The 22,259-nt window shown below is 67.4% G+C and carries 26 protein-coding genes; 8 read left to right on the forward strand and 18 right to left on the reverse strand.

The window, feature by feature from the left end; all coding sequences use genetic code 11:
- Window positions 1-5 precede the first annotated feature (5 nt).
- From pfdA to OKW78_RS02940, 7 genes are all read right to left on the reverse strand, one after another.
- On the reverse strand, window positions 6-461 hold the full coding sequence (gene pfdA, locus OKW78_RS02910) for a prefoldin subunit alpha (RefSeq protein WP_281193804.1): 456 nt from the start codon (window positions 459-461) through the stop codon (window positions 6-8).
- A complete protein-coding gene (rpl18a, locus tag OKW78_RS02915) occupies window positions 461-637 on the reverse strand; it encodes a 50S ribosomal protein L18Ae (protein ID WP_281193805.1) in 177 nt (58 codons plus the stop codon). The genes pfdA and rpl18a overlap by 1 nt, the downstream gene beginning before the upstream one ends.
- Before the next feature lie 105 nt (window positions 638-742).
- Window positions 743-1,408 (reverse strand): translation initiation factor IF-6, encoded by a 666-nt coding sequence (locus tag OKW78_RS02920; RefSeq protein WP_281193806.1) that lies wholly within the window; start codon window positions 1,406-1,408, stop codon window positions 743-745.
- Between the two features lies 1 nt (window position 1,409).
- Complete coding sequence (locus OKW78_RS02925) at window positions 1,410-1,688, reverse strand: 50S ribosomal protein L31e (protein WP_281193807.1); 279 nt, start codon at window positions 1,686-1,688, stop codon at window positions 1,410-1,412.
- A complete protein-coding gene (locus tag OKW78_RS02930) occupies window positions 1,689-1,841 on the reverse strand; it encodes a 50S ribosomal protein L39e (RefSeq protein WP_023498294.1) in 153 nt (50 codons plus the stop codon).
- 113 nt (window positions 1,842-1,954) lie between these two features.
- Window positions 1,955-3,094: a M20 family metallopeptidase gene (locus OKW78_RS02935; protein WP_281193808.1), complete on the reverse strand. Its 1,140-nt coding sequence runs from the start codon at window positions 3,092-3,094 to the stop codon at window positions 1,955-1,957.
- 84 nt (window positions 3,095-3,178) lie between these two features.
- Complete coding sequence (locus OKW78_RS02940; protein WP_281193809.1) at window positions 3,179-3,463, reverse strand: DUF357 domain-containing protein; 285 nt, start codon at window positions 3,461-3,463, stop codon at window positions 3,179-3,181.
- Window positions 3,464-3,577: 114 nt separating this feature from the next.
- Between OKW78_RS02940 and OKW78_RS02945 the strand changes: the two genes are divergently transcribed.
- Window positions 3,578-3,709: a hypothetical protein gene (locus tag OKW78_RS02945; protein ID WP_275263146.1), complete on the forward strand. Its 132-nt coding sequence runs from the start codon at window positions 3,578-3,580 to the stop codon at window positions 3,707-3,709.
- A 90-nt stretch (window positions 3,710-3,799) separates the two neighbouring features.
- Window positions 3,800-4,555: a pirin family protein gene (locus OKW78_RS02950; RefSeq protein ID WP_281193811.1), complete on the forward strand. Its 756-nt coding sequence runs from the start codon at window positions 3,800-3,802 to the stop codon at window positions 4,553-4,555.
- Window positions 4,556-4,736: 181 nt separating this feature from the next.
- Here OKW78_RS02950 and OKW78_RS02955 read toward each other — a convergent pair whose 3' ends face one another.
- Together OKW78_RS02955 and OKW78_RS02960 are read right to left on the reverse strand one after the other, a co-directional pair.
- The gene (locus tag OKW78_RS02955; protein WP_281193812.1) at window positions 4,737-5,285 is read right to left on the reverse strand and encodes a GNAT family N-acetyltransferase; all 549 of its coding nucleotides are present in this window, start codon (window positions 5,283-5,285) and stop codon (window positions 4,737-4,739) included.
- Window positions 5,282-5,650: a universal stress protein gene (locus tag OKW78_RS02960; RefSeq protein ID WP_281193813.1), complete on the reverse strand. Its 369-nt coding sequence runs from the start codon at window positions 5,648-5,650 to the stop codon at window positions 5,282-5,284. The genes OKW78_RS02955 and OKW78_RS02960 overlap by 4 nt, the downstream gene beginning before the upstream one ends.
- 119 nt (window positions 5,651-5,769) lie before the next feature.
- On the opposite strand from OKW78_RS02960, the gene OKW78_RS02965 reads away from it, so the two are divergent.
- Both OKW78_RS02965 and OKW78_RS02970 read left to right on the forward strand, forming a co-directional pair.
- Window positions 5,770-6,552, forward strand: coding sequence for a DUF5806 family protein (locus tag OKW78_RS02965; RefSeq protein WP_281193814.1), 783 nt, complete (start codon window positions 5,770-5,772; stop codon window positions 6,550-6,552).
- A 2-nt stretch (window positions 6,553-6,554) separates the two neighbouring features.
- The gene (locus OKW78_RS02970; protein ID WP_281193815.1) at window positions 6,555-8,093 is read left to right on the forward strand and encodes an ATP-binding protein; all 1,539 of its coding nucleotides are present in this window, start codon (window positions 6,555-6,557) and stop codon (window positions 8,091-8,093) included.
- A 33-nt stretch (window positions 8,094-8,126) separates the two neighbouring features.
- On the opposite strand, the gene OKW78_RS02975 is transcribed toward OKW78_RS02970, so the two are convergent.
- The 5 genes from OKW78_RS02975 to OKW78_RS02995 form a co-directional block, all read right to left on the reverse strand.
- Window positions 8,127-9,848, reverse strand: coding sequence for an aldehyde ferredoxin oxidoreductase family protein (locus OKW78_RS02975; protein ID WP_281193816.1), 1,722 nt, complete (start codon window positions 9,846-9,848; stop codon window positions 8,127-8,129).
- Window positions 9,849-10,007: 159 nt separating this feature from the next.
- The gene (locus OKW78_RS02980) at window positions 10,008-10,667 is read right to left on the reverse strand and encodes a hypothetical protein (protein WP_281193817.1); all 660 of its coding nucleotides are present in this window, start codon (window positions 10,665-10,667) and stop codon (window positions 10,008-10,010) included.
- A gap of 75 nt (window positions 10,668-10,742) precedes the next feature.
- A complete protein-coding gene (locus OKW78_RS02985) occupies window positions 10,743-12,023 on the reverse strand; it encodes an amidohydrolase (RefSeq protein WP_281193818.1) in 1,281 nt (426 codons plus the stop codon).
- A gap of 171 nt (window positions 12,024-12,194) precedes the next feature.
- The gene (locus OKW78_RS02990; protein ID WP_281193819.1) at window positions 12,195-13,625 is read right to left on the reverse strand and encodes an aspartate aminotransferase family protein; all 1,431 of its coding nucleotides are present in this window, start codon (window positions 13,623-13,625) and stop codon (window positions 12,195-12,197) included.
- Window positions 13,626-13,716: 91 nt separating this feature from the next.
- Window positions 13,717-15,003 carry a DUF6498-containing protein gene (locus OKW78_RS02995; RefSeq protein ID WP_281193820.1) on the reverse strand — a complete coding sequence of 429 codons (1,287 nt, stop codon included), beginning with the start codon at window positions 15,001-15,003 and terminating at the stop codon, window positions 13,717-13,719.
- 605 nt (window positions 15,004-15,608) lie between these two features.
- Here OKW78_RS02995 and OKW78_RS03000 point away from each other — a divergent pair.
- The gene (locus tag OKW78_RS03000) at window positions 15,609-16,565 is read left to right on the forward strand and encodes a malate dehydrogenase (RefSeq protein WP_281193821.1); all 957 of its coding nucleotides are present in this window, start codon (window positions 15,609-15,611) and stop codon (window positions 16,563-16,565) included.
- A 49-nt stretch (window positions 16,566-16,614) separates the two neighbouring features.
- Here the strand turns inward: OKW78_RS03000 and OKW78_RS03005 are convergent, their stop codons facing one another.
- Together OKW78_RS03005 and OKW78_RS03010 are read right to left on the reverse strand one after the other, a co-directional pair.
- Window positions 16,615-17,787 (reverse strand): MFS transporter, encoded by a 1,173-nt coding sequence (locus OKW78_RS03005; protein ID WP_281193823.1) that lies wholly within the window; start codon window positions 17,785-17,787, stop codon window positions 16,615-16,617.
- A 99-nt stretch (window positions 17,788-17,886) separates the two neighbouring features.
- The gene (locus OKW78_RS03010) at window positions 17,887-18,318 is read right to left on the reverse strand and encodes a universal stress protein (protein ID WP_281193824.1); all 432 of its coding nucleotides are present in this window, start codon (window positions 18,316-18,318) and stop codon (window positions 17,887-17,889) included.
- A 130-nt stretch (window positions 18,319-18,448) separates the two neighbouring features.
- On the opposite strand from OKW78_RS03010, the gene OKW78_RS16945 reads away from it, so the two are divergent.
- Window positions 18,449-19,279 (forward strand): redoxin domain-containing protein, encoded by an 831-nt coding sequence (locus OKW78_RS16945; RefSeq protein WP_369335024.1) that lies wholly within the window; start codon window positions 18,449-18,451, stop codon window positions 19,277-19,279.
- Window positions 19,280-19,353: 74 nt separating this feature from the next.
- On the opposite strand, the gene OKW78_RS03025 is transcribed toward OKW78_RS16945, so the two are convergent.
- Window positions 19,354-20,142, reverse strand: a complete 789-nt coding sequence (locus OKW78_RS03025) for an HpcH/HpaI aldolase/citrate lyase family protein (RefSeq protein ID WP_281193825.1) — start codon at window positions 20,140-20,142, stop codon at window positions 19,354-19,356.
- Window positions 20,139-20,315, reverse strand: coding sequence for a hypothetical protein (locus tag OKW78_RS03030; RefSeq protein WP_281193826.1), 177 nt, complete (start codon window positions 20,313-20,315; stop codon window positions 20,139-20,141). The genes OKW78_RS03025 and OKW78_RS03030 overlap by 4 nt, the downstream gene beginning before the upstream one ends.
- A 136-nt stretch (window positions 20,316-20,451) precedes the next feature.
- Here OKW78_RS03030 and OKW78_RS03035 point away from each other — a divergent pair, with 136 nt between their 5' ends.
- Entirely contained in the window at window positions 20,452-20,691 is a 240-nt protein-coding gene (locus tag OKW78_RS03035) for a hypothetical protein (RefSeq protein ID WP_281193827.1), read from the forward strand.
- A 187-nt stretch (window positions 20,692-20,878) separates the two neighbouring features.
- Window positions 20,879-21,940 (forward strand): TAXI family TRAP transporter solute-binding subunit, encoded by a 1,062-nt coding sequence (locus OKW78_RS03040; RefSeq protein ID WP_281193828.1) that lies wholly within the window; start codon window positions 20,879-20,881, stop codon window positions 21,938-21,940.
- Window positions 21,941-22,259: the final 319 nt, after the last annotated feature.

Here is a 22,259-nt window from a genome sequence, read left to right on the forward strand (position 1 = left end):
TTACCTCACTCGTCGTCGGCCTGCTGTTGTTGCATCTGCTGCATCTGCTGTTGTTGCATCTGCTGTTGCATCTGCTGGGCCTGCTGTTCGAGCTCCTGGCTCTCGTCTTCCAGCTCGTCGATCTCCTCTTCGGTCTCCGCGATCCGGTCGTCGAGTGCGTCCTGCTTGCGCCGGAGTACGTCGACGGCGTCGTCCTGTGCCTGCTCGGCCGAGTAGTTGCCGCCGAGCGAGACGACGATCTCGTCGATGTCCTGGACCTCCGCGCGAACGTACGCGCCGCCGCCGAGCGGCACCTGGACCGTCGCGCCGGTCTCGAGGGTCTCGATGGCCTCGACGGCCTCGTCGATGTCGGCCTTCTCCTGGCGGTATCCTTCGACCTCCGTCTCGAGCGCTTCGAGCTCCTCGTCGAGGGCCTGAAGCTCCTGGGAGAGCTGCTGGAGCTGCTGTTGTCCGCCGCCCATCATGCCGCCGACACCTCCTCGATCTCGATCTGGGTGCGCTTTCGCCCGTGCTGGCTACCCACCTGCGTGTAGATGCGCTCGCGTGCGAGGTTCTCGTTTTCCGCCTCTACGTCCTTGCTGAACGGCTGGAAGCCGTCCCTGCTCTGGAACCGTCCGCTCACGGTGTAAGTACTCATGTCCAGGCATCCGGCAGGGACAGGGAAGTATCTTCCTAAAAGCGGACGGCGGAACGGTATCGAAAGAAGCGACGAAAACGGGAGCGTAAGCGGATCTCTCGACGCTCAGTCGATGAACCCGAGAGTCTCCTCGATGCGTCCGAGTTCGGGGCCGGTCGTGTCCTCGCCGACGACGTACCCGTCGTCGCTCGCGACGAGTCCGGAGCCGACGAGCGGCGCGCCGTAGTTGATCGTCCCGAGGTCCGCTCGAACGTCGAGCGCCTCCTCGACGGCTTGTAGCTCCGACTCACGGGATTTCGGGTGACAGAGGACGCCCGTGTCGTTCGCGACCGCGGCGGTGCCGACCGTCCGGACGTCCGCCAGGTCGCCGCGCTCGACGGGCACGTCGAGCGTCTCCTTTATCGTCGTGATCGCCTCGCGCGGCAGGTCCGGGTGGACGTACGCGCCGTAGTCGTTGGCCAACACGACGTTGCCGGCGGCGTTGATCCGGCCGGGAAGCTCGGCGACCTCCCGGTCTGCGGCCTCGGCGATCCGCTCCTTCTCCCTATCGGTCGCGCGCTCGGAGACGAGGACGCCGTTCTCGTTGCCGGCCGCGAGCGATCCGACGGTGTTGGAGCCGCCGACGGTGGTCGCGAGCACGTCGGCGTCGAGTTCCGCGCCGAGGTCGTCGGCGAGGTCGTCGTCGACGTCCGGCCTGACCAGAAGGAGGTCGTCGACGACGCGGGCGAAGACCCCCACGTACGACGAGCCGGTGAAGGTCGCCCGTAACACGTTACTCGGCGTGCTCGGCTTCGACGACCGGCTCGCCGTCCTCGACGAACCGGGCGGCGCGGACGCGGAGCTTGCTCGGCGGGTTCTGCCGACCTTTCGCCCAGACGGCCTCGTTGACGGAGGCGTCGAGGATCACGTCGTCGCCGTCGACCGAGAAGTGCTTCGCGAGGTGTTCCCGGACGATCTTCACGGCGTAGTCGGCGCGCTGCTGGACGGGCTTCTCCTTGGCGTCGCGGAGCGGGACGGTGACGACACGCTCCTCGAAATCACTCGTGCTCATTTACTCGTCGAGGTCGTTCCGGCGCCAGTTGCGCCGCTTGGGGTTTCGCGTGACGTTCATGTCGGTCTTCATCATGACCCACGCGGGGACGCGGGTGTTCTGGCGCTCCGCCTTCGCCAGACGCTTCTTTTTGGCCTTCGATTTGTCTCCCATAGTGGGCCACACTTCCGCCGGACCGCATAAAACCCCTTCCATACGGTCGCGTCGGTTCCGGCCTCGAATCGACTTTCGGCCGCCGATCCGTCGGCGCTCGACCGTCGATCCGGTCACCAGTCGCGTTCCGCGAGCCCCGCGTAGAGGTCGCGACAGCGACCGAGCACGTCGATCGAGACGCTCTCGGTCTCCGTGTGTGCCTCGCCGGGCTCGGAGGGGCCACACACGAGACACTCCGTCCCGGCCTCCGAGAGCCACCCGGCATCGGTCGCGTGCGGTTTGGTGACGTGCTCCGGCCGGTCGAGCCCGCGTTCCTCGTGAACCTCGCGTGAGACCGCGAGCGCTGCGTCCGCGAACGCGTCGTCGCCACAGCCCATCGGCGGGAGGTCCTGGTCGACGGTCCACTCGACGCCCGGGACGCTCTCGGCGCGAGCGAGGTCCGCCCGCTCGCCGGGAACGGTTCGCTCGTCGATCGTCACCTCACACCGGTCGGGGATCACGTTCCAGGTGTCGCCGCCGTGGAACATCGTGACGACGACCGACCCCGTCACGGGCTCGCCGAACACCGTCGTCTCGGGTGCGTCGAGGTCGCGAACGACGTCGACGGCGTCACAGGCTCGATAGATGGCGTTCTCGCCCGCCTCGGGTTCCGAGGCGTGCGCCGACGCCCCTTGCGCGACGAGCGTCGACGCCCGGCGGCCCTTGTGTGCGACGACCACGTCGGTCACGCCCGGCTTCGAGTAGTTCGTCGACCCTTCCGCGACGAGCGCGTGTTCGGGGCGGAACCCCGCGTCGATGGCGTGTCGCGCGCCCTCGCCGCCGGTCTCCTCGCCGACGAAGGAGGCGACCGCGAGCTCGCGACCGGCGGGCGGGATCGCGTCGCGGAACGCGAGCAGACAGGCCGCGACCGCGCCCTTCATGTCCGCCGTCCCGCGGCCGTGGATCCGACCGTCCCGACGCTCGACCACGTACTCCCCGTCCGTCCCCTCGCCCGTCGTCTGTCGCTCCGCGGGCGGGACCACGTCGTGGTGACCGACGAGCGCGAACGTCTCCGCGTTCGGGTCCGTCCCGACTCCACGGACGTCGCTCCCTTCCGCCCGCTTATATCCGACGACGTTGCCGGCGGCGTCGCGCTCGACGGCGGCGTCGGTCTCCGTTCGGAGCCACTCCTCGATGGCGTCGCCGGCGGCGGTCTCGTCCTCGTGGGAGGGGATCGAGACGAGCCGTTCGGTCAGGTCCGCGAGTTCGTCCATACTCGCCCGTCGGGAGTCGGGCACATAAATACGGCCGGGAGAGCCCGAGGCGACGCTCGATGGGTCGCGCGGTGGGCGGCCGTATCACGTGGTGAACAGTTCGGTGTCGTCCGGGACCGCGAACAACCCCATTCTGACACCGGCGTCGAGCCAGCCGTACCCGTACGAGTAGGACGCGAGCGCGTTGACCGGGTCCCCGTTCGCCCGGAAGTGGCGGCCGTCCTCGAGGTACGACTCCGCCATCTCGACGACGTCGGCGGCGGCGTCCCCGAGCGGCGTGTCCGCCGGAGGACGCGGCTCCGCGGCGTCGAGCGCGTCGGCGAGCATCCGCTCGTACCGGTCCGTCTTCTCCTCGAGGTCGGCGGACATACGGTCCGATCGTTGGCGGCGAGCAAAAACCGTTCACACTCGGGGGCACCGTCGACCCCTCTCGTGCGGAGTGAAAGCCGACGTTTTATATTCCGGCTTAGCGATGCTTGCGGCATGAGCATCGGGAAGATCCTCAGCGGGGAAGAACTCACCATGCGGCGTGCGGGGATCATCATGGTCGCCTGGATCGCGTTCGTCTGCATCGTTTCGATCCTACTCCTCCTCTTTACCGCCTTCAGGGTCTAACGTCGGACCGCTCCCTCCACGTTCTCATCCGAACCCGGGCCGTCGAGCGGGAGACACCGTCTATTTGTGCGTCGCGCCCGTATCACCCACATGAGCACCGGATCGGCGGCGACGCTTCACACCGCCCCGCGATCGACGGTTTTTCACGACCAAGGAGCGTTCAGAACCCGATTCAACTTCCCCGGTCGGCTGCGTCCCGACCACGAGGACCACGGGTACGGCCCGCTCTCGACCGTGGTCGAGTCGTTCATGGACCCCGGCACGCTGATCCCGATGCATCAACACCGAAACGAGGAGATCGTCTCGTGGGTGCCCGCCGGAGTGATGCGTCATGACGATCGCGAGGGCAACGAGCTCGTCACCGACGCCGATCACCTCATGGTCATGAACGCGGGCGAGGGGTTCTGGCACGAGGAACGTACCCTCGCGGACGACCCGCCCTTACGCATGCTCCAGATCTTCGTCCGGCCGTACGAGCTCGACCTCCCCGCGGGGATCCAGCACGAACCCCTTCCGGAGCCGATCGCGGGCGAGTGGCGACACCTGTTCGGTCCCGAGGGCTCCGACGCTCCGCTGTCGGTTCGAAACCGGGTCCACCTCCACGACGTCCGACTCGAGGCGGGAGACGACGTCGACGTCCCCGCCGAGGACGGCTGGGACACGTACTTCTACGTGTTCGACGGGACCGTCTCCGGCGGCGGAGAAACCCTCGAAGCGACCGAGAGCGGGCTGCTCGTCGGCGACGGGCGGGGGCTCACGCTGACGGCCGACGCCGACGCGACCGTGGTCGCGTTCCGCATCGATCCGGACGCGCCGGTCACCCGGCAGGGTACGATCGGGCGGTAGGCGGCGGAGGAGAGTGGTCTCGTCGCTCGAGGAACGACTCGGCTCGTGGCGTCCCTCGCGTACCGTTCGCGCCCCTTCGGGACGCTCATAGGCTGCCACCGCAACCGCGAAACGGTTCGCTTTCCTCCCGAGCGAAACTCGTCGATCCGCGAGCGGAAGAGGCGGCCGCCCCGTTCGGCCGTCACCCCTCGGCTTCCGACTCGTTCAACCGAAGCGCCATCTCCAACTCGAAGCTCTCGGCGTTGGAGGTCTCGAAGCCGATCTTCTCGTACAGCGACACCGCCGCACGGTTCCATCGCTCGACGGTGAGCCACACCTTCTCGATGCCCTCGGCCTGTCCGTGACCGAGCAGGCCGCGGATGAGACGCGTTCCGATCCCGGCCTCCTGGTACGTCTGGTGGACGAAGATCGCGAGCTCGTAGGCGTCGTCGTCGGGGACGAGCGTCGCGTGGCCCGCGACCTCGTCGTCACACCAGGCGATCACGTTCAGACAGTCGTCCGTGAGGATCGCCTCGAGCCACGTGCGGATCCGCGGTTCCCCGCCGGGCGGGATCCCCTGTGCGCGGTCCGACGGGTCGAAGGCGGTGTACATCGACACCAGCGCCTCCTCGGCCCCCTCCGAACCGTCGTAGGCCCGTATCTCGATCTCGCGGTCCTTCCGGTCGACGAACGCGATCGGGGGCGGCTCGAACCGGTCGGCCGCCGTCTCCGGATACCGTCGATCGTTCATCTGACCAACGTGACCGACGTCATGCTGTTCAAGAGGACGAACTCGGCGATCGGGCCGATCGTGATCTTCCCCATCGGGCTGGTCCGTCCGCCGCCGAGAACTATCTCGTCGAACCCCTCCCGTTCGGCGATGTCGACGAGCCGGCTCCCGGGGTCGCCCTCGACGCGTCGGACCTCGGCGTCGATCCCCGCCTCGGCGATCGCCTCCTCGGCCCGCTTCGTGACCTCATCCACGTCGGCGTCGGCGTTCGGGTTCTCCACGACCGCCACGGTGAGCTCGTCGTCGGCGACCGCGGCACGGTCGACGGTCCGCTCGAGCGCCCGGAGGGAGTCGTCGCTTCCCCCGATCCCACAGAGTACCTTCATGTAACCCACCTCGCGTGCCGGTCTCAAAAGGGTTCGCCGTGCGGAACGGGACCGACGGCGAGGGGGAGCCTCAGACGCCACCCACAACCCTTTCATTCGCCCGTCGAGTGTGGTCGAACATGACCGAACCTTCCGGTTCCCCCGCCGACCCCGACGATCCGGGAGCCGATGCCTCCGATGCTGTTCCCGCCGATGCCGCCGATGCTGTTCCCACCGACGCCGACACTAACGCCGACACTGACGCTGACGGCGGCGGTGACGCCGGCGGTACTGACGCCAGCGGTACGGACGCCGACGCCAACCACGCCGACAACGCCGGCAGTGCCGACGACGGCAACGCGGACGCCGACGATCCGGCCGACGCCGAGGACGTCCCCCGCGACGTGCGTAAGTACGAGCGGTTCAAGAAGATGGACGGTGCGCGCTACGAGCGCGTCAACGAGTTCCTCCGGGACCGGACGTACGTCACGGCCCGCGAGTGGGCGATCGCCAGGCTCTGTGCGGACTTCCGCACCGAGACCGGCGTGGAGATGACGAAGATCGGCGAGAACCTCCCCGAGCTCGTCCCGTTCATGACCGACACGTACACGCCGCAGGCGGTCAATCAGGCGCGCTACTCCTTCGAGGAGAAGGTGACGAAGGCGGGCGCGACGTTCCTCTACGGCGCGATGTCCGGCTTCTTCACCGCGGAGGACCTCGACGAGATGATGTACGAGGTGACGGAGGTCGCGAAGTTCCTCCTGGAGGTCGAGGGCGTCGACCTCGCGGTCGCTGACGAGTTGGAGGCCGAGGACCGGATCAGCGAGGTGATGCGCGAGGTGCGTGCGTCCTCCGCCGACCTCCGCGGCGAGGAGGTGCGCTGTCCGGAGTGCGGTCACGTTCACGAACCGGCGGAGGAGTAGCCATGGACCGGTTTCCCGAGGCGCTCGATGGACTCCCCGACCCGGTCGTGATAGTCGACACCGACGGCATCGTCCACGCCGGCAACGACCGCGTCGAGTCGGTCCTCGGCTACGATCCCGTGGAACTGGAGGGGACCGACGTCGAATCTCTCCTGTACGATCCGTACGGCGGCACCTCCGGAGAGAACCTCGAGCGATACGTGAGCGACCCGGAACCCCGGTCGATGGCGGCGAGTCTCGATCTCGTCGCCCGCCGGGCCGACGGGAGCGAGGTCCCGGTAACGGTCAGCCTCGGACCGTTCGAGCGGGACGGCGAGCCGTATCTCGTGGTCACGATGGTCGACGTCAAGGAGCAGCGCGCGAAGCGGGCCGAACTCCACCGGCGGACGCGGACGCTGGAGGCGCTTCACGAGGCGACACAGGACCTGCTGAAGACGACGGATCGGGAGCTCGCCGCGTCCGCGGCCGTCGAGTACGTCGAGGAGGTCCTCGGACATCCGATCGCGGCGATCTGGCTCTACGACGAGGAGATCGACGCGCTGGAACCGGTCGCGTGGACCGACCGGGCCGACGAACTCATCGGCGATCACCCGCGGTTTACCCCCGACGAGTCGAGCATCTCCTGGGAGGTGTTCGAGTCCGGCGACCCCGAGTACGTCGCCGACACCCACGCGGACGCCGATCGGTACAACCCCGACTCGCTCATCCGGAGCGAGCTCGTCCTCCCGCTCGGTCGCTACGGCGTCATCGACGTCGGGTCCACGGAACGCGACGCTTTCGACGAGTCGGACCTCGCAGTCGCGCGTCTCTGGGCGGCGACCGTGACGATGGTGTTCGTCCGGATCGAACGCGAACGCCAGCTCCGGGTGCGTGAGGACGAGATCGCCCGCGAACGCGACCGGCTCGAGGAGTTCGCCAGCCTCGTCTCTCACGACCTCCGGAACCCGCTCAACGTCGCGGCCGGAAACATCGATCTGGTCCGCGCTCGGTTCGAGGAGAAGAACACGGAGTCGCCGGAGCTCGACGCCGTCGCCCGGGCGCTCGACCGGATGGAGGCCCTCGTCGAGGACATGCTGGCGCTCGCCCGCCAGGGCGAGACCATCGACGAGACCGAACCCGTGACGCTCTCGGCGCTCGCCCAGGAGTGTTGGGGGAACGTCGATACCGCGGAGGCCTCGCTCACGATCGGCGACGACTTCCGGTTCCGGGCCGATCGGAGCCGACTACGCCAGGCCCTCGAGAACCTGTTCGCCAACGCGGTCGTCCACGGCGGGGAGGACGTCCGCGTCGAGGTCGGCGCGCTCGCCGACGGATCGGGGTTCTACGTCGCGGACGACGGGCCGGGGATCCCCGACGACCTCCGCGGCGAGGTGTTCGAAGCCGGCGTCTCGACCGACCCCGACGGGACCGGGTTCGGACTGAAGATCGTCGCCGAGGTGGCCGACGCGCACGGCTGGTCCCTCTCGCTCGCTGACGGCGACGGCGCGCGCTTCGAGTTTCGCGACGTCGCCCTCGCGCCCGCCGTCACGGACCGTGCGTGACCGACAGTCCGCCGCGATCGGTCGCAGCCGCGATCAGTCGTCCGCGGTCCCGACCGATCGCCCGACGACGCCGTCGTCGTATCCGGGAACCGTTCCGTCGTCGTTCCACCCGCGGATCTCGTAGTACTCCGAGAGGCCCTCGTCGAAGCCCTCGATCTGGTCGGTGTACGGGACCGTGTCGTCGCCGCGGTCGAAGCCGCGGGCGTTGTTGAACGCGCGCTCCATCTCGACGACCCGGCCGCCGGTGTCGACCAGTTCCTCGTAGTCGGCGTCGAGAAGCGCCGCGAGTCGCTCGTCGGTGACGACGCCGCGAGAGAACTTACAGATGACCGCGGAGTCGAGGATCGCGTTGCGGTTCTCCTTCTCGACGATCTTCGGGGGCTTCCCGTCAAGTCCGCTCGGCTCGAAGGCGTCCTCCTTGCTCACGAGCGGGTACTCGTACGGATAGAACTCGGCGTACATGTGGTCGGCCCCGCGGTTCGAGGTCGCGAACGCGAGCCCCTGACCGTTGAGGGATCGGCCGTCGTGTGCGGAGAAGGTCATTCCCTTCACCGTCCAGTCCTCCGCGCCGAACTCCCCGTGTGCCCGGTGGATCCCCTCCGCGAGCTTGTCGCCGACGCCCTCGCGGTAGGCGATCTGCTCGACCACGGAGCGGGCGAGCTCGGCGTTGCCGAACTCGTCCTCGCTCTCGAGGAACATCGAGACCACGTTCCCACAGGAGATGGTGTCCATGCCGAGCTCGTCACACAGCTGGTTGGCCGCCATCACGTCCACCATCTGGTCGACGCCGGCGTTGCTGCCGAACGCCATCACCGTCTCGAACTCCGGACCCTCCGTCTCGATGCCGCGCTCCTCGTCGCGGGTCGGGAGCTTGCACGCGAACGCGCAGTTCGAGCAGGTCCCCTTCTTGTACTTCTTCTCCTCGACGCGGTCGCCGGAGATGCCCTCGACGCCCTCGAAGGACTGCTCGGAGAAGTAGTAGGAGGGGAGCGCCTCCATCGCGTTCGAGAGCTCGGTCACGCTCGTGGTCCCCTGTCGTTTCATGATCGAGTCCGAGGTCGCCGCCTCCCGGTGGACCTCACCGGCCTCGCCGGGCCAGTCGAGGTCGACCTCGGCGTCGGCGTCGCCGTCGAACGTGAGCGCCTTCACGCCCTTCGCGCCGAGGACGGACCCCAGTCCGCCCCGACCGAACGCGCGCGTCTCGGAGGTCATGATCGACGCGAAGCGGACCGCGTTCTCGCCGGCCGGCCCGATACACGCCAGGTGTTCCGGTTCCAGTCCGTGTTCCGACTCGACGTACTCCGAGACCGCAGGCACCTCCGCCTGATCGAGCTCCGGAACCTCCTCGAACTCGACGGTCGGGGTGCCGTCCTCGTCGGCCTCGCGGACGTGTATCGCGAGCAGCTCGTCGCTCGCGCCGACGAGTTCGACGGCGGCGTAACCCGCTCCGGTGAAGTTCCGCGAGAGGAACCCGCCCGCGTTCGAGGAGAACATCCCGTTCGTGAGCGGCGAGACGCTCGTCGCCGCCATGCGTCCCGTGTACGAGGTCGTGGAGTACTGCATCGGCCCCGTCGAGAAGTAGATCCGGTTCTCCGGACCCAGCGGGTCCGCGTCGAACGGGATCCGCTCGTAGGCGAGCCGCGTGTTGAGCCCGCGTCCGCCGATGAATTCCGAGAGCACGTCGTCGATCGGCTCCGTCGTGACCGTCCTGTCCGTCAGGTCGATCGAGAGGAGTTCGCCTTGGGCGTGTTTCATATCGATCCCTACGACGGCCAGGCGATAAAAGTTCAGGTGGCTCGCGTCCTCGCGGATCGATCCCGAGACGCGAAGCCGAAACCTTCGGGAGACGACCCCGATGGGACGGTGCCGACCGCCGGCGTTCGTCGGCCGATTGCCGGCGTCCGGCGGCCGATCTCAGCGTCTCTTGCCCGTCGTCAGCTCCTCGACGGCCCTGTCGCGCCGCTCCTCGCTCTCGCGGATCTCCGCGACGAACTCGTCGACGCGCGCTTTGATCCCGTCGCGAACGTCGTCGGGCGCGAACTCCTCGGACATCGACAGCAGCCGAACGAACGCCCGAAGCTCCTCGTCGGTTATCCGTTCGAACTCGTCGGCTTCGATCTTCGCTATCACCTCGTCGACGTCGATCTGGCCGACGGGATCGACGTTGAACTCGACCCGGACCATCCGGTAGTCCGACCCCGCGAGCCGCTGTTCGGACTTGGCGACGCCCTCCGAGAGCATGTCCTTGAACGGAGTGACGTATCCCATCGTCCCCAGATGGAGGAACGCGAGCATGTCGGTTATCCCTCGCGTGTACGCCTCGCGGTCCTCGTCGTCGGGGTCGAAGACGGTCTTTCGGTCGCGGTCCTCCAGACACTCGTACAGGATGCTGAAATCGAGGACCGCGTTGCGAACCCGCCGGCGGATCCGGTTGCGCTTCTGTTTCCGGGAGTGTTCGGTGTAGTCGGTCTTGCGACCGAGGAGGAAATCGCGGTCCGAGGGGGTCAAGATCCCGCGAGGTCGGTCGGCGTCCGCCGCCGTTTCGAGCGACGGGGGAAGCTCGTCTTCGGACATACCCGAAAACCGGGGTCTCAGCGGATTAATGGTTGTGGTCGGGGAAGTCGTCCGTCCCTCGCGGCTCGACGGTCGCTACGGCCGATCGGTACCCAGCGTCGAGACCACCTCGGTCAGGAGCTCGACCCCGACGTCGAGCGCCCGCTCGTCGAGGTCGAACGTCGGCGTGTGGTGGCTGGTCGGGTGGTCCGCGCCGACGATGAGGTACAGCGCCCGCCCGCCGTTCCGGTGGACGCGGTCCATGAGGAACGTCGCGTCCTCGCTCGCCTCCAGCGGTGCCTCGGGAATCACCTCGTCGATGGACGGCACCGTCCGAGCCACGCTTTCGACGAGTTCCGCGAGCGTCGGGTCGCCGTCGACCCGGATCGACTCGCTGATCCGGCGGATCACCACGTCACACTCGTGAAGCTCCGCGGCCGCGTACAACACCCGTTCGAGTTCGGTCCGCATGTACTCCATCAGTGCAGTCGTCTCGCCGCGGACCTCGCCGTCGAGGGTGATCTCCTCCGCAATCACGTTGCTGGCGCTCCCGCCCTCGACGCGGCCGAAGTTCACCCGGGTGAGCCCGTCTCCGTGGCGGGCGATCCCGTAGGCGTTCTGGACCGCCGTCGTCATCGCCTGCATCGCGTTCGTTCCGCCGCTCGGGTCCTTGCCGGCGTGCGCGCTCGCTCCCTCGAACGTCGCGTTGATGTGTGCCATCGCGAGCGGCCGGGTCGCGTTCGCGACGACCGTACCCGTCGGCCGCCCGAGACCGAGGTGGAACGCGAGCAGTTCGTCGACGTCGTCGACGTATCCTCCCTCGGTCAGCGGCTTGCCGCCGCCGGCGACCTCCTCGGCCGGCTGGAAGAACACTCTGAACGTCCCCCGAAAGTCGCTCTCCTTCACCGCCTCGAGCGTTCCGAGCGCGATCGTGGCGTGCGCGTCGTGGCCGCAGGCGTGCATGTACCCCTCGTGTTCCGAGCGGAATCCCTCGTCCGCCGGTCGGTGCCCCGCCGCCTCCGACTCCGGGATCGAGACGCCGTCCATGTCGACCCGCAGCCCGACCGTCGGCCCCTCGCCGTTCCGGACGGTCGCGACGGCACCCGTGTGTCCCTCGTCGAGACGCTCGAGCAGGGCGGGATCGACGCCCGCGTCGGCCGCGCGGTCGTGCCACTCGATGAGCGTCTCCTCCGGCGGGACGGCCATCCGGTGGTCCGAGGAGAGTGCCTCACGCCCGATCACCAGCTCGTCGACGCCGATCCGCTCGAGTTCCTCGACGATCCGGGCGGTCGTGCGGAACTCACACCAGCCGGGCTCCGGGTGCCTGTGGAACGCCCGACGGATCGACGAGAGCCTGTTCCGCACGTCGTGTGACATCGTTTCACGGGCGATATGCCGCGGACGTAGTTAAGTGATTCTTAAGTGATTCAGTCGACGGCCGCGGTTCGGCCGATCGAAACCGTTCGGCCGGAGTGGGGATCGGATGGTCGGAGAACGGGGGTCGGAGAACGGATGGTCGGAGATCGGTCCTCGCCGACGGCTCCGAGTCTATCGCGACGCGGCCGCCTCGGCCGTGACGTGGTCGATCGCCTCCTCGATCACGTCGAGGGCGGTGTCGGCCAGGTCACGGGTCAACACGAGCGGCGGTAAGAGTCGGAGGACGTTGCCGTGGCGGCCGGCCGTCCAGACGAGGACGCCGTGCTCGAAGCAGTACTGCTGGATCGCCTCGACCGCGTCGCCGTCCGGGTCGCCGTTCTCGTCGACGAACTCCGCGCCGATGAACAGCCCGCGGCCGCGGACCTCGCCGAGGCGGTCGTTGCCCTCGCCCGCGGTCCGGAGCCGACCGCGGACGTGCTCGCCGAGATCGCGGGCGTGCGCCAGCAGGTCGTGCTCCTGGACGTATTCGATCGCGCGGGTGCCGGCGCGCATCGCGACGACGTGGCCGCGGTAGGTGCCGGCGTGGCCGCCGGCGTCCCACGTGTCGAGGTCCTCGTGGTAGATAGTCGCCGAGAGCGGGAAGCCGACGCCGCCGAGCGCCTTCGCGGTCGTCATGATGTCGGGCGTGACGCCGTGCCACTCGCTCGCCCACCACTGGCCCGAGCGACCCATTCCGCTCTGGATCTCGTCGAACATCAGCGGGATGTCGTTCTCGGTGGCGATCTCGCGGAGCCCCTTCAAAAAGCCCTCGGGCGGGACGATGACGCCGCCCTCGCCCTGGATCGGCTCGACGAAGATGCCGGCGGGGTTCGCGAGCCCGCCGTAGGGGTCCTCGATGATCTCCTCGACCTCCTTCAGCGCCCGGGCACACGAGAAGGACTGGCAGCACTCGCCGTCGTCGACCGGACAGACCGAGGCGGCGTCGCCCGACTCGTCGCGGTCGATGAACGGCGAGGGGTACTTCGCGTGGACCACGTCGGGCAGAAGCGGCGTGTAGTCGTCCTTGAACCCCTTGTTCGAGGTGAGCGCCATCGCGCCGGAGGTCGCGCCGTGATAGCTCCCGCGGAAGGCGATCAGGCCGTCGCCGCCGGTGTTGTACTTCGCGAGCTTGATCGCGGCCTCGACCGCGTCGCTGCCGGTCGGGCCGCCGAAGACGACCCGGTTCTCGCCGCGAAGCCCGGGCGGCGCGATCTCGTCGAGCTTCTCGATGAGGTCGAGCCGCGCCTCGGTCGGGAAGTCGACCGTGTGGACGAGCTTCTCGGTCTGATCGCGGACGGCCTCCAGTACGTACGGGTTCGAGTGGCCGACGTTCAACACGCCGATGCCGGCGAACATGTCGATGTAGGTGTTGCCGTCGGCGTCGCGGATCGTCGCGCCCTTCCCCGATTCGAACGCGACGGGGATGTCCTCGGGGTACGCGACCGCGTTACTGTCGATTCGCTCCTGTTTCTCCAACAGTTCCCGGCTCTTCGGGCCCGGAACCGAGTCGACGTTCGGTGCGTCATCGAAGTGGATCTCCTCGATCGGTGGTCCTGCCGTCATACGTCCACTCACGGCGGTGGTCGTTATATAGGTTATCCACGGATACGGGAACCGCCATATACGAAAATCGATATCGGGATTATCATCCGCGTCATCGTTCGGGTCGACGGTCGAAGACGTCTAGGACCCGGTCCGCATCGTCGTCGGAGAGTCGCGGCAGCCGAACCTCGCGGTCCCGCAGCTCGAGGACGACCGTCGCGGTGTCGAACCGATCGTCGAGGCGGTCGCGCTCGAGGCGTATGCCCTCCTCATCCCAGGGTTCGATCCGCCACAGGGCCGTCCCGCATACCCGGTCGTACGCGACGAGGGCATCCTCGCCGACGTGAGCGTCATCGCCGCCGGCGACGCGGTATTCGACCGCGCCGTACCGGATCAGCGAGTCGGTCGCGACCGCGACGAACGGGACCGCGGCGGCGACGGCGACGAGGCCGGCGACGGTCCCCCACGCTCGCCCGAGCGCGAAGAGGAGCGCCACGATGAGGGCGAGGACCGAGAGATACCACGGTCCCGGATGCGCGGCGGGCGAGACCCGCTCGCCGAACAGCCGGCCGACGACCGAGGGACGAACCCGGCACTCCGCGTCCGCGAGGTCGTCCTCGATCGGATCGCGGACGGGCGGTTCACGCGACCAGCCGAAGTGTCCCCCGGAGGACTCGTCCATCGCGGCGAGGCTGTCGCCGTATAGTCCCGCGAGGTCGAACGCGAACTTGACGCACACCGCGCTGACGAGTACCGGAACCCCGAACGCGACCGGATCGGCCGCCTCCGTCGCGGTCGCGTCGCCGTCGACGCCGATCGCCTCCGCGACGACGGTCACCGTGAGGATCCCGCCGACGAGCACCGTCGCGATCCGGAAGAACACCCCCGAGACCGCCGTCCCCGCGCTCTCCTCACGGTAGCCGCCGCGGTGGAAGTAGTCGACGGCGGTCGTCCCGGCCTCCGACAAAAGGACGACGAGGACCGCGAGCGCGACCGTCTCGAGCGCGGCGGACGAGAGCGAGTCGGCTCCGACGAATCCCAGGAGGACCCCGCCGAGGACGACCCACGCCGCCGCGAGGATCGGCACGATGACGACGAGCGACAGGACGGAAGAGAGGTGGACCCGGACGCCGGTCCGCGGGATTGACAGGGCGAGCGGTTTCGACGCCAGCGCGCCGAACACCAACGCATTCCCGTCGAGATCGCTCGGTCGACCGGCGAAGAGTCCGCGGACGACGGCGAAGAGCGCGGCGATCCCGAGTTCGAACCAGTAGAGCGTCACGAGCGCCGCGGCGTTCCAGCCGAGCGCGACGACGCCGACGAGCGGCAGGAGGTTCGCGATCGCGACGGCGACCGTCTCGGACCGGGTCGAGTTCGACGGGAGAGGGAGGGCGGGCACGCCGCGAGGATCAATATCCACGGGTAAATCACGCACGGTCCGGACGACGATCGGCGATTCGACACCGCGTCGCCACGATCGACTGATCGGCTATTTGAAATAAATTAAATATTATATTTATACTATCTCATATGGAATCCTATATTTTGATCCGATTCTTCCCATTGCGAATTCCAACACGACTCTCGACTCCGACGTTTCCGGACCAGTCTCGAGATCGGGGTTATAAATCGCAAACGTCGGTTCGAACGCTACTCGAATACGAGGACAGTTCGATCCATAACGCCCGAACGGCATAAAATGATCATTCATATATTCTATTCGGGAATCATCGTTTTGAACGACTATTCTGTGTCCGATCGAGACCGGATCGAAACTCTCATCTCCCGATTGAGAGTCGATCGAGGATCGCCATCTCCCGCGGATGACGGGACGATTACCCCTTTCTCACCCTCAATATACCAGATAGATATGTATTATATTTCTCCGATATTTTTAGCGTTCCGGCCGGATACCGAGATCGAGTGGTGCAATATGAAGGACGATCTCGGAGGGCGAACGCCGGACCGTTGGTTTAAGGGATCGACCGTCCATCCCGGATCCACATGGAAGTCGCTTTCATCGGAGGCGCGGGAACCGTCGGTGCGACCGCGGCGTACACGCTCGCGGTCGAACGGCCGTCCGTCGACGTCACGCTCGTCGACGTCGAGGAGGACGCCGCGGAGGGACACGGCATCGGGATCCGTCACGCGCGGACGCTCGGGTCGCTCCCGCAGTTCGGCGACGCGAACGACCTCGGTACCGTGTCGGCGAAGCCGTCATCGGCGGCGGGGCTCGCGACCGCGGACGTCGCCGTCGTGACCGCGAGCGTGCCGCGACCCGGATCGTCGGCGAAACGCGGCGGCCGCCTCGAGTTCCTCGACCGCAACCTGGAGCTCGCGGAGTCGATCGCGAGGACGCTGCGCGAGCGCGAGCCGCTCCCCGTGATCGTCGTCAGCAACCCCATGGACCGCATCACTCAGCGGATCTGGCGTGAGACGGGCTGGGACCGCGATCGGTTCCTGGGGTACTCGCTCTCGGAGACCGGCCGAACGGCCGACCGGATCGCGAGCATCCGCGACGTGCCCGCGGAGGACGTCTACTGTCCGGTCGGGGGCGAACACGGCGAGAACGTGGTGCCCTTCTTCTCGCGGCTGACCGTCGACGGCGAGCCGACGACGCTGACCGAGGCGGAGAAACGCGACGTGCGCGACTACGTCCGCGACGTCCCGTACGACGTCATCGAGCTCCGCGGGGCCGAGGAGACCTCGCGCTGGGTGACCGGCCAGGGCGTCGTCCGCCTCGTGTGTGTCGTCCTCGACGACGGGCTCGACGACGCGGACCACCCGATAGCCGCCTCGGTCCCGCTCGACGGCGAGTACGGGATCGAGGACGCGTGCGTGAGCGTCCCGGTCGAGGTCGGACGTGAGGGCGTTCGACGCGTCATCGAGTGGGACCTCCCCGAGGAGGAGCTCGAGGGGCTCCGGGCGGCGGCCGAGTCGGTCACGTCCGACCCGGAGTGACGGGCGGTCCCGAGACGATCGGTCGGGCGGGCGTCGGAGGGTCGCCGGATCAGTACCGCAGATCCAGCGCGTAGTTCACTATCACCGCGACCAGGATGACCGCCAGCAACGACGCGAGGACTAGGAACGCGGCCGCCCACCCGAACGTATCGGCGAGGAATCCGGTGATCACCGACCCCAGCGCGCTGACCACCAGATAGACGGTCCGAACGAGGCCGAAGCCGACCCCCTGTTCGCGCTCGGACAGCTCGTCCATGAACCGCGGCTCGACGGTCACGGCCATGCCCAGGCCGACGCCGATGAGGACGAGGGCGGCCACGATCCCGACGAGGCCGGGACCGACGACGAAAAGCGCCATGCCGGCGACGCTCGTGGCGAGGCTGACGGCGACGCCGACGTCACGGGGATACCGGTCGGAGATCGCGCCGAGTCCGGGTTTCGCGGCCGCCTGGACCACGAAGTACGACGAGAAGACGAGACCGGCAGCGGTAGAGGACATCCCGCGGTAGTCGATGAGGAACGTCGGCAGGAACGAGGCCGTCCCCTGCCAGACGAACGCCCCGGCCGACGCGATGACGGCCGTGAACACGATCGGCGGGCGGGAGAGCAGCTCGATCACGGGACCGACCCGGATCCGGTCGCGCATCGGCTCGTCCGGACGCTGGGGTTCGGTCGGCTTCACCCGCCACGCGAACAGCACGAAGACGGGGAGGGTGACCGCCGTCCCGATCGCGACGGCGGGCCGCCAGCCGTATCGCGTCCCGATCCACGCCGCGGCGATCGGCGCGATCAGCCCTCCGGCGGGCGCGCCGATCGTGTGGATCCCGATCGCGGTGCCGATGTTGTCGTACGTCCGCGACAAGAGCGTCGTCGCGGTGCTGTAGTGGAGCCCCGCGAACGCGCCGAGGACGACCACGCTGACGACGAAGACGGCGTACACCGGCGAGATCGCGACGAGGAAACTCATCACGCCCGTGCCGCCGATGGCGAGGAGGATGATCCGTCGTTCGCCGAACCGGTCGCCGAGGATCCCGCTGGGAAACTGCGACAGCGCGTACGACGTCCACATGCCGGTGAGCGCGAGCCCGATGACGGTGTTCGAGATGGCGAAGCTCTCGGTGATCTGCGGGACCACGGGACTGATCGCCAGCCGCCCGACCATCGTCGCGAAGAACGCGAAGGTGCACAGCGTCAGAACGGTGTGTCTGTAGTGCCAGCCCATGCTATGTGGGGGGCCTCCGCGGGCACGTCGGGACGTCCGTCCGGCCGGCCGTCGCTGCCGGACCGACGGGGACGGGATGCGACCGCATCGTCTGGGAGATCAGGCGGTTTTGACGTGCATCACGGCACGATCGGTTCCCAACAGCACCGACTGCGCGACGCTCCCGAACACCGCCTTGCCCACCGGGCTCCGCTTCCGCCCGCCGATGACGACGAGGTCGGCGTCGATCTCGTCCGCCTCCGCGAGGATCTCGTCCGTGGTGTCGCCGTGTCGTCTGACCGTGGTCACGGACACGCCCGCGTCCGTGAGGTGTCGACGCGCGGTGTTAACGGCCTCGGGGAGGTCGTCGGGGTCGTACACCTCGTCCGAGTCGACCGTGCCGCTCTCCGGGCCGGTCACGCTGAACTCCTCGAAGACGTTGAGCAGCGTCACCTCGACGTTCGAATCGGCGGCCGGAAGGGACGTCACCGCCTCCGCGATCCGTTCCGGCGCTTCCATCTCCGTATCGATAGCGATCAGGACGCGATACATGTGCGTGGTTCCGCCGTACGGCTACTTTAATCTGTGTGTCACCGTCGCCGAAACGCGTGTCCTCCCACCGCGAAACACGCGTCGCCGTCACCTGGCGGGTTTTTGTCCCCGCCGCCCCAACGGTCGAGCGATGCCAACGTCACCGACACCCGACGGCGGACGAGCCGGGGAGGAGACTCCCCGACCGATGACGCTGTACCGACTCCACGGCTGCCCGTACTGCGAGCGGATCGTTCGATGGCTCGAGGGACACGGGATCGAGTACCGGTCCGTCTTCGTGGCGGGCGAGCACAGCCGTCGCGACGAGGTCGCCCGCGTGTCCGGAACGCGGGCGGTTCCGTTGCTCATCGATCCCGCGACCGGGGTCACGATGCCGGAGAGCGGGAACATCCTCGAGTACCTCGTTCGAACGTACGGCGAGGAGGGGGACACCGCGGCGTTCGACGAGCTCGCAGTCACGGAGTTCGACGACTCGGATCACCCGACGGTCGGGGAGACGGCGCCGGCGTTCACCCGGCCGCTCGTCACCGACGAGTCGTGGTCGAACGTCGCCCTATCGGATCTCGTCGACGACGCGGGATCGGTGCTTCTGGTCTTCTACCCCCTGAACTGGGGCGGGAAGTCGATGTTCTGGTGGAAGGAGATTCAGCGGCGGGGATGGGGCGGCGACGACCTGTCGGTGGTCGGGGTCGGGATCGGACAGCCGTTCGACCACCAGCGGTTCATCGAAGGTCGGGAGCTCCCGTACCCGCTCTACTCAGATCCGGGCAACGGCGTCGCCGAGGCGTACGACGTCGTCCACGAACTCGACGGGATGGAGGGGATCGCGGAGCCGCGGCCGTCGACGTTCCTGGTCGGGGCGGACCGGATGGTCGAGCACGTCTGGGTCGCCGACGAGTGGCCCGAAACCCCGCCGTACGACGAGATCGAGGCGGCGCTCCCGGCCGGCTCGTCCGAGTAGCACCCGGTTCACCGGCGTCCGATCGAACGGTTCTCCGGGCTCCGACGGGTGATACCTCGTCGAACGGGACGAGTTCACTCGTCGGTCGTCGCCGCCTCGACCGCCTCGTCGTATATCGAGAGGGCGCGCTCGTTCCGCTCCAGCAGGTACGTGGTGTCCTTTCCCAGGATCTGGAAGTCGAACCCCTGCTCGACCCGTTCCGGTGCGTCGTCCGGGCTGACGGTGAGCGTTCCCACCGGAATACCGGCCGCGTGTGCCGCCTCGACGATGCGGTCCATCGCGTCGAGGAACCGTTCGTGCTCCCACTGTCCGAACACGTCCAGTGCGCCGGAGAGGTCGGCCGGTCCGGCGAACAGGGCGTCTATCCCGTCGACGTCGGCTATCTCCTCGACGTTCTCGAGGCCCTCCTCCGTCTCGATCTGCGCGATCGTCACGAACGTCTCCTCCGCGTTCTCGACGTACGATCGGAAGTCCGCCCCGTAGTCCGACGCGCGCCCGGACGCGATCCCGCGTTCGCCCCGGGGCGGATACCGCAGCGAATCCACGAGCGACTCGGCCTGTTCCGCGGTGTCGATCATCGGAACCATGACCCCGGAGACCCCGACGTCGAGCACGCGTTTGAGGTACACCGGATCGTTCCAGGGGACGCGGATCACGGTGCCGCTCTCGCCGGGAGCCGCCTCGATGGCTCGGTGCATGTCCTCGACGGTCTCGAGCGTCGTCGTCGTGTGCTCGGTGTCGACCAGGACGAAGTCGAAGGGGTTCGCCGCGCTCACCTCCGCGACCGTGGGGCTCCCGATCGAGACCCACGTCGCGGAGAGGAAGCGCTGCTCCTCGAACGCCGTCTTCAGGTTCTTGCTCATCTGTCCATCACCGAGCGGTCGTCGATCAGTTCTCCGTGGGGCGTTCCCTCGGGGTCGACGGCCTCCCGCCGATCGCGGTTTTCTCGACCGGTTCTCCGGACGTTCTTCACGAGTGGTCTCCACGGTGAAACCGACCCGACGTCGGGCCGTGGGATCGTTAGCTGTTCGTGCATCGCTTCGGGATCCGACGAAACGAGGTATATATCTTTGTGGTCGATCCGGGACGACGGCTCCGGAGCCGTTCGAGAAGGATCGGTTCCCACGATACCGACACGAACGTTTATGACATGGTGGAGAATAACTCGACGCATGGGAACGGACGCAAGCGGTGATTCGGCTAGCGGCCCCTCCGACGAGGAGTTGGAGGGGATCGCGGGGGCCTTGGCCCGAACCAGTGAGACGATTCAAGACTGGATCGAGGCAGTGAAACCGGAGGACCCGGACCGGATCGAACGGATCGTGAAGTTCCTCCTCGGCGTGCTCCTCACCGCGCTTTTCGTCTACTGGATCCTCGCGTACCAGTTCGACGTCGTCTGGTTCGAGTTCTGATCCCGTCCCGGTCGACGTCGGTTATCTGCGGGACGTCCCGAAAACCGCCCGACAGAGCGGAGTGTGATCTGATAGCATAAGAACGTTTCCCACACATTTATTATACCCCGAACGATAATGATGAACCGGGATGCCAGACGAATTTCCATCCAGAAGACGGTTCCTTCAGGGTACAGCAGGAGTAGGTATGGTCGGACTGGCGGGCTGCTCCGGCGGCGGTGGCGGTGATGACGGCTCCGGCGGTGACGACGGTTCGGGCGACGGTTCCAGCGGTGACGACGGTTCGGGCGACGGTGGCGGAGGCGACGACGTCGTCAACATGCGGGTCGGGTCCTCCACGCAGGGTTCGACGGTCTTCCAGACGTCACAGGCGATCCAGCGTGTACTCCGGGAGCAGTCGGACGTAGTGCGCTGGGACACGCAGGCGAGCGGCGGTGACCCCGCCAGCATCCGCATCTACAACGACGGCGGGCTGGACGCGTACGGGCTCACCAACTTCACCCAGAAGCAGGCGATGAACTCCGAGGGCCCCTTCGAGGGGGAGGACCTCGAGGCCCCGTATCAGGGGTTCACCTACTTCGTCCGCGACGACTTCTTCTACGCGGTCGACGGCTCCGGCATCGAGACGACCGACGACATGCTCGGGGAGCCGTTCCACATGCTCCAGCCCGGCTGGGGGACCCGCGCGATGTTCGAGGAGATCATGCGGACCGGCGGCGGCGAGGACTTACTCGAGCAGCTGCGTGAGAATGTCGTCAACGTCGACGTGGGCGACGTGGCCGGCGCCGTCGAGGAGGGCAACATCACGTGCGGTATCGGGTACGGTGCCAACGAGGTGAACCTGCCGTCCTGGTTCGCCGAGGTCGACGCGCGTTCCGACGTCCACCTGGTCGAGATGTCCGACCAGTTCCGCGAGGTCTTCGAGTCCTCACCGCTCGCGCCGTACTTCGAGAAGGACCCGTACGGGTTCGAACAGGACGTCGAGGGGCCCCTCCAGGGATGGCAGCTCCTCTTCCAGTACTTCTTCGACCCCGATCTCCCGGCCGACGCGGTGTACGACGTGCTCCAGGTCGCTCACGACCACTACGAGAGCGTTCAGGAGGGACAGCCGGCGTTCTTCCCGTACGGCGAGAACCCCGACCACTTCGTCACCGCCATCGAATCCGACTTCACTCCGGTCCACCCCGGTGCGGCGGACTTCTACGAGGACAACGACCTCTGGGACGACAGCTGGACTCGAGGCGAATAGCGCGGACACACGGAACGTTTTTTGCGACCGTTTTTGACGACACCACTCGACGGTAGCGACGCCGTCACCGCATGGATCCCCGACAGTAGACGGTCATCGCAACCGGACGAGTACTCGAGGGACGAGGCCGTCATAGAACACTTCACGAGGTGTCGTTTTATCCTCTCGTTCTAGCTGAATCAGCTGGTAGATCGGGAGTGCACATCCACCTTTTTCTCGTCGGGTTCCTTTCGGGAACCGCTCCTCGAAAACCTTGGAGGGAAAAGCCGACTCCGCCGTCTTCGACGGCTCCGTCGGTGAAACGCCTCGCGGTGCTCGG

The organism is Halorubrum sp. F4 (assembly GCF_027257195.1).
In the GTDB taxonomy this organism is placed as follows: Archaea; Halobacteriota; Halobacteria; order Halobacteriales; family Haloferacaceae; genus Halorubrum.